This is a genomic window from Succinivibrio sp. (genome assembly GCF_045124615.1).
Classification (GTDB): domain Bacteria; phylum Pseudomonadota; class Gammaproteobacteria; order Enterobacterales; family Succinivibrionaceae; genus Succinivibrio; species Succinivibrio faecicola.
Window position 1 is genome coordinate 1 of sequence record NZ_JBGVMC010000055.1, and the last position, 3,857, is coordinate 3,857.

Sequence of the window (3,857 nt, forward strand, 5' to 3'; positions counted from 1 at the left end):
GGCGATACCATCCCAGGTATCACCCTGAACTGTTGTATAAGTTTTACTCATAGCTCAAACGGCTCCTCTGAGCAAAATACTGTTCAATCTGCTTCTGGAAATTAGAACTACCTTCAGCAAGTGCCCTTCTTATCTGGTCATAAGCATCACCGCTATTACCATCAGTTGTAACATTGATAGTAGGATTGAAATTGATTGTGATGTTTGATGAACCTGCAGATGAAGAATGATCTGCCAAAAGAGATTCTAATTTTGATAAAGGAAGAACAGCTTCTGATTCAGCACCTTCACCTATAAGGGCAGTAGTAGGTTTTGTAACAATACCACCATTGGCCAGCATTGGTATCTGTGGCATTTCAAAACCAAAGGTTTTGCCACCCATACCAGGAACCCAATCAGGTATTGAAACTGAAACAGAACCTATTGCAGAGAATGCCTTATTGATAAGAAAAATGATAGCATTGATAGGAGCTTTAGCCAGTCCTACCAAGCCACCAAACGCATTAGCAAATATGTTTTTTACATTCTCCCAGGCAGCGCCCCATTCTCCTGAAAAGATATTTTTTACAAAATCAATTACCTGAGTAAAGTGATATTTGATTCTGTTCCATACGCTAGAAAATGAATCAACAATGGCATTAAATGCACTGGAGAATACGTTTGCTAACCATGGGCATTTTTCAGAGAACCAAGACCATAAAGCAGCAGCTTTTTCTTTGATTAAGTCCCAGTTTTTATAAAGCAGAACACCTATTGCAATAAGAGCAGCTATTGCTGTTATGATTAAAAATATAGGATTGGCAAGTAATACAGCATTAAAAGCAAGCATTACCGTCTTAACAACCATGATCGCATTTTTTAATACTATTAAAATCTTCCATAATTTTAGGGCACCTGAAACCGCAGACATAATAATATAGCCTGCACCGCCCCAAACCATGTTGAAAGTGGCCATCATAGCAATAATGCCACCAATTGAACCACCAACGGCCATTAAGACCTTCAGTAAGGTTTCATGGTTCTTTGCAAATGCACCAACAGCTCCAACACCTTTGGTCAGCCATACAGTGCATTTTCTGATAGCAGGAGTAACAGCTTCAGACAGAATTAACTGCGTTTCTTCATAAGCTGAATTTAAAGAAGCCAGTTCTCCATCTAAATTATTGGTCTGCTGTATTGCTACACGCTCTGCAGTTCCAGCTTCCTTAACCTTATCAATAAAGTTCTGCAACGTTCCATCAACAGCATTATTCATCAGAATGCCTGCTGCAGACATTGCTTCCTGACCGAAAATATCTTTTTTAATTGCTGCCTGAGCTGCCTGAGGTAATTTATTAAGAGCCACACCAATATCTTTTAAGACATCAGGCATTGCTCTTACATTGCCTTCTGCATCCTTTACAGATACACCTAAAGCATATAAAGCCTTCTGTCCTTCTGTCGCAGGGGCAACTAAGCGTGTAAATACAGCACGCATTGCTGTACCTGCCTGAGATCCACGTATCGCATTATCACCAAGCTTACCGGCCATTGCAGCAACAGTTTCAAGATCAACTCCCATAGATGCTGCAACCGGTGCCACATATTTCATGGTTTCACCTAATCCCTGCAGATCTGTTGAGGAATTAGCAAAGGTGTTAACCATAGTATCAGCAACACGGTTAATCTGACTTGCTTCAAGACCAAAACCATTCAGCATTGAAGCGGCAATATCAGAAGCACTGGCCAAATCAACCTGACCTGCAGAAGCAAGGTTTAACATTCCTGGCATAGCTTTTAGCATGTCTTCTGTCTTAAAGCCTGCCATTGCAAGATATGTCATACCTTCTGCAGCCTGAGAAGCTGAGAATACAGTTGATGCACCTAACTCACGTGCCTTATCACGTAAACGGCCAAGATCTTCAGCTGAAGCATTAGACACAGCTCCAACTCTGGCCATGGTCTTATCAAATTCCATGCCTAACTTGATTGGTGCAGTAAAATTTGAAGCCATTGATTTAAGCAGCATCATCTGACCTGCACCAATAGCGAACTGTGCACCATAAGAAGATTTAGAGGCTTGAGCTGATTCTATCTTCTGGTTAAGAGATGCCATCCTCTGAGCATTACGTGATGCATTCTCTAGTTCTTTCTGCCTCTGAGTTAATTCCTGCAGACTTTTACCAGCAAGACCACTTTCTGCTTTTAATCTCTGTAAGGTTGCTTTCTCTTCCTCAAGGGCAGATGATGCTTTTTTAACGGCCAACTGCTGTTTTGCATATTCTGCAACCAATTCAGCATTAGGACGTTTGCTTGCCTGCATCTGAGCGCCTAAACTTTCTAAACGCTCCTTCATCTTTGCAAAATTCTGAGCTGCAGTTAAGGTTGCTCTTTGCTGAGAAAAAATCTGATCTAACTGTTTCTTCTGAAGTTCAGTTGCATTGATAGATTTATTAAGATTGTCAAGACTAGCGGTTGTAGCTTTAAATGCACGTGTAAGAGAAGGATCGATTTTAGCAGCAAAAGTAAGTGCAAAATCTAATAATCTGTTATTGCTCATCTTCTTGCCCTTGGATATTTCTGCTGTTTTTGTTGTTGTGAAATGCTCTTTTGCTGTTCAAGATAATCTTCTGCAAGTTCCTGAACATCCGACATTGGCGCGTTGAATAAATCAAAAAAAGGAGACTGCAAAGAGGTGGACAACGACATCACCCCTTTGCGGTACTGTTTCAGAAAGTCATTTAGATCGCTTGAGCTTCCAATGCCGAGCTGTTGAAAAAAGCCTGCACTGCACCAATTACCTGCATATATTCAGATACTGGTAACTTCTCAAAGAATTCAATTGGCTGTTCTGAACGCTTTGAAGCAACAAACAGATCAAAGCTATCGTCCCAACAGATCACAGTCACCGTTCTCATCACTGGATTAACGATCTTCTTCATGCGAGCATAATCGCTAATCAACTGCTTAAGGTCAGCACCTGATAAATCTTCAAGCTTCAGCTCTACATCTTTGTATTCTTTTCCTTCAAACTTAACAGCTTTAGCAAATGTAACAAACATTAAAGAATCTCCTACATTCCTAATTGATTTCTAACATCTGAAAGTAAGTCAGTACCATCAATCTTACAGATGAAATTAAGCTTATCAACCTCAATGGTTTCTTTGTCATCAATTTCAATCTTTAAATAAGATACTTCAAGCTCAGAAGTTGTACCTGCTGATGCACCAACCTCTAATGAGCCTAAACCTACAGTCTTTGGTAAGGTCTTAACAGTAACCTTTACACCTTTTGCTACAAGCTTATTAGTAGCATTATCAAGGTACTGCTGAGAACCTCTAAAGATTAAATCTGTACCCTCTGTAGATAAGAGATTTAAAGCCTGTGGAGTTACAGCTCTCCAATTGATTGTTAATGACATTGACTGTAGATGACCAATAACAGCAGTATCGATTTCGCCTGCAATACCTGCACCGCTAATGGTATCAGTCATATAAGACAAATCAGGAAGATCAACAGTTGCAATACCTAGCTGATGGTTACCATCTTTGTAAACACGGTAATTAACTGTCTTATCTGGAGTTAAAGCATTTTCTGCCATTTTTGTAATCCTCTTAAACAATAAATCCGTCTAAAAAGACGGACTTAAAAAATCTTAACCAAACAAGTTGTCATAGTAGCCGGTATCAATCTCAAGATTGAATTCAAGATCTTCAGCAGGTGAAGGTGGAGTCATGAATACCTTGAAATGATAGATACCATCCATTAACTCAGTTGTAGGATTATCTTCCTCACGGAATAGCACACGTGCGCCTAACAACTGCTGTCTTGCTACAAGTGAATTTAACCAGACGTTCAATGAATTTACGATTGTTTCA

4 protein-coding genes and 1 pseudogene are annotated in these 3,857 nt (G+C 39.8%); all 5 read right to left on the bottom strand.

Annotated elements, in window-relative coordinates; genetic code table 11:
• Nucleotides 1–43: 43 nt before the first annotated feature.
• Nucleotides 44–2,539: a phage tail tape measure protein gene (locus ACJML3_RS01430; protein ID WP_406019982.1), complete on the bottom strand. Its 2,496-nt coding sequence runs from the start codon at nucleotides 2,537–2,539 to the stop codon at nucleotides 44–46.
• Nucleotides 2,536–2,682, bottom strand: coding sequence for a hypothetical protein (locus ACJML3_RS01435; protein ID WP_406019984.1), 147 nt, complete (start codon nucleotides 2,680–2,682; stop codon nucleotides 2,536–2,538). The genes ACJML3_RS01430 and ACJML3_RS01435 overlap by 4 nt, the downstream gene beginning before the upstream one ends.
• Nucleotides 2,683–2,720: 38 nt before the next feature.
• Nucleotides 2,721–3,041, bottom strand: a complete 321-nt coding sequence (locus ACJML3_RS01440; protein ID WP_406019986.1) for a hypothetical protein — start codon at nucleotides 3,039–3,041, stop codon at nucleotides 2,721–2,723.
• An 11-nt stretch (nucleotides 3,042–3,052) separates the two neighbouring features.
• Nucleotides 3,053–3,580: a phage major tail tube protein gene (locus tag ACJML3_RS01445; protein WP_406019988.1), complete on the bottom strand. Its 528-nt coding sequence runs from the start codon at nucleotides 3,578–3,580 to the stop codon at nucleotides 3,053–3,055.
• A gap of 54 nt (nucleotides 3,581–3,634) precedes the next feature.
• Nucleotides 3,635–3,857, bottom strand: a pseudogene (locus tag ACJML3_RS01450) (phage tail protein); the annotation flags it as partial.